2 protein-coding genes are annotated in these 2,563 nt (G+C 66.3%); both read right to left on the bottom strand.

Annotated features, from left to right (window positions below):
- Positions 1–66: 66 nt before the first annotated feature.
- Entirely contained in the window at positions 67–882 is an 816-nt protein-coding gene (gene istB, locus MHN84_RS29560) for an IS21-like element helper ATPase IstB (RefSeq protein WP_308193005.1), read from the bottom strand.
- Positions 879–2,399 (bottom strand): IS21 family transposase, encoded by a 1,521-nt coding sequence (gene istA / locus MHN84_RS29555; RefSeq protein WP_241207988.1) that lies wholly within the window; start codon positions 2,397–2,399, stop codon positions 879–881. The genes istB and istA overlap by 4 nt, the downstream gene beginning before the upstream one ends.
- Positions 2,400–2,563: the final 164 nt, after the last annotated feature.

Below are 2,563 nucleotides of genomic sequence, written 5' to 3'. Positions count from 1 at the left end.
TGTCAATGGCCAAGTCGAAGTATCCGCTGGTGGCCAGATAAAAGTATCCGCCCCGTGCGGTAGTTCCTAGGTTGGCTTGGGCTGCTCCTTCCGGTGTTTGGCGTCCTTCATGCGGTAGGAGTCGCCGTCGGTGATGACGACGGTGGCGTGGTGCAGGAGCCGATCCAGGATGCTGACCGCGGTGGTCTGTTCGGGCAGGAAGCGTCCCCATTGCTCGAAGGGCCAGTGCGACCCGATGGCCAGTGATCGACGTTCGTAGGCGCCGGCGACGAGCCGGAACAGCAGCTGGGTGCCGGTGTCGTCGAGCGGGGCGAACCCGAGTTCGTCGAGGATGATCAGGTCGACCCGCAGCAGCGACTCGATGATCTTGCCGACGGTGTTGTCGGCCAGGCCGCGGTAGAGGGTTTCGACGAGGTCGGCGGCGGTGAAGTAACGCACCTTGAGTCCGGCGTGGATCGCCGCGGTCCCCAACCCGATCAGGGTGTGGGACTTTCCGGTGCCGGCCGGGCCGATGATCGCCAGGTTCTGTTGGGCGCGAATCCATTCCAGGCTCGACAGGTAGTCGAAAGTCTTCGGTGGGATCGAGGAGGCGGCCACGTCGAAGCTGTCCAACGTCTTCGGAACGGGGAACGCCGCGGCCTTGAGTCGGTTGACGATGTTGGAGGCGTCCCGTGCGGCGAGTTCGGTTTCGACCAGAGTCCGCAGCACCTCCTCAGGAGTCCAGCGTTGAGTCTTGGCGGTGATCAACACCTCCGGTGCGGTGCGCCGCACCGCGGCCAACTTCAACCGCCGCAACCCGGCGTCCAGATCGGCGGGCAGCGGTGGAACCGATGGCGGAGCAACGGGTTCGGCGTCGGTTATCGGCTGTTGAATCTTGGTCACGAGATCACCTCACCGTCGGCCACGGTGGGTGCGACCTTGTAGGCGTCCAAGGAGCGGGTCGGGGCGACCGGCAGGTCCAGGATGAGCGCGTCCCCGGCGGTGCGGGGCTGCGGTGTCCCGGTGCCGGCGGCCAGGATGGAGCGCACGTCGGCGGCCCGGAAGCGGCGGAAAGCCACCGCCCTGTGCAGTGCGGCGACCAGCGCCGCCTCGCCGTGGGCGGCACCCAGAGCGAGCAGGACCTCCAGCTCCGAGGCCAGTCGGGTGTTGCCGATCGCCGCGGCACCGACGAGGAATGCATCGGCATCGGCGCCGAGGTCGCAGAACCGCTTCTCCACGGTGGTCTTCGGGCGCGGACCGCGGTTGGGTGTCGGCCGGGGTCCGTCGTAGTGCTCGTCGAGGATCGACACACCACCGGGTGCGACGAGTTCGTGTTCGGCCACGATCACCCCGGTGGCGGACTCGAGCAGACAGATCGCGCCGTGGTCGACGACCACGGCCACCATCGATCCGATCAGTCGGGTGGGTACTGAGTATCGGGCCGACCCGTACCGGACACAGGACAGGCGGTCGACCTTGCGCAGCACCGACGGTGCCCCGATCTGCAGTCGTAGCGATGGGAGTGGCTGCAGCAGTACACGTTCCATCGCGAGTCGCTCGTCGGGGATCGCACAGATCTCCGAATGGGTCGCGGCGTTCACCTCCGTGCACCACGCGATCGCGGCGGCGTTCGCATCACGCAGCGTCACCGACGCGCCGGTGACTGCGGCCTCGGTCAACAACGGGACGGCCAGGTCCTCCTGGGCGTAGCCGCACAGGTTCTCCACGATGCCCTTGGACTGCGGGTCACTCGCGTGACAGAAGTCCGGGGCGAATCCGTAATGCGACGCCAGACGCACGTAATCCGGAGTCGGTACGACGACGTTGGCGACCACGCCGCCCTTGAGGCAGGCCATCCGGTCGGCCAGCACCCGCGCCGGGACCCCGCCGATCGCCGCGAATGTTTCGGCGATCAACGCCAGCGTGGTGGAAGCACGCTGGTCGGTGGCGAAGCGCACAAAACGCCACCTCGAGAACGCCAGCACCGCGCAGAACAGGAACAACCCCGGCGCGACTTGAGCCCAGTCGATGACCAGATACTCGCCGGGTTCCCACACCGCGGGACGGCGACCGCGGTGATTCTCACTGCGCCACAACGCTTTCGCTTCGGCGACGAGACGGCGGAAGTTGCGGTCAGAGCCGGTGTATCCGGCGGCTCGGGCTTTCGGGAGCAGCCGTTTGGCCGAGATGCGACCCTTCGACTTCTCCACGCGTTCGGCGACCAGATCAACCACCGAGTCGTAGTTGTGCGCACGTTCGGCCCGCGGCGGCGGTGGCACACCGGCCTGACCGGCCTCGAACCGGTCGACGATGTTCTTGACGGTCTTATGGGTGGTGCCGCACTTCTCAGCGGCGGCTCGGTAGGACCCGAGCTCGTAGTAGGCGGAAACGATATCCATGCGGTCCTTCGCAGACTTCAATGGAACTCCCCGATGGTGGCGGCGCTTGGTTGGCGCCTTCACCGTCACCGTCGGGGCCCGCAGTTCCTGATCGACACGACGAACACGGGGTGGATACTTTTACCTGGCCAAAAACGGATACCTCGACTTGACCACCAGTGGGTACTTTTTCATGGCCACGGACA

Origin of the sequence: Mycobacterium sp. PSTR-4-N (assembly GCF_022348085.1) — a bacterium.
In the GTDB taxonomy this organism is placed as follows: domain Bacteria; phylum Actinomycetota; class Actinomycetes; order Mycobacteriales; family Mycobacteriaceae; genus Mycobacterium.
Note: the sequence above shows the minus strand (reverse complement) of the source record. Positions and strands in the feature narration are given on the sequence as shown.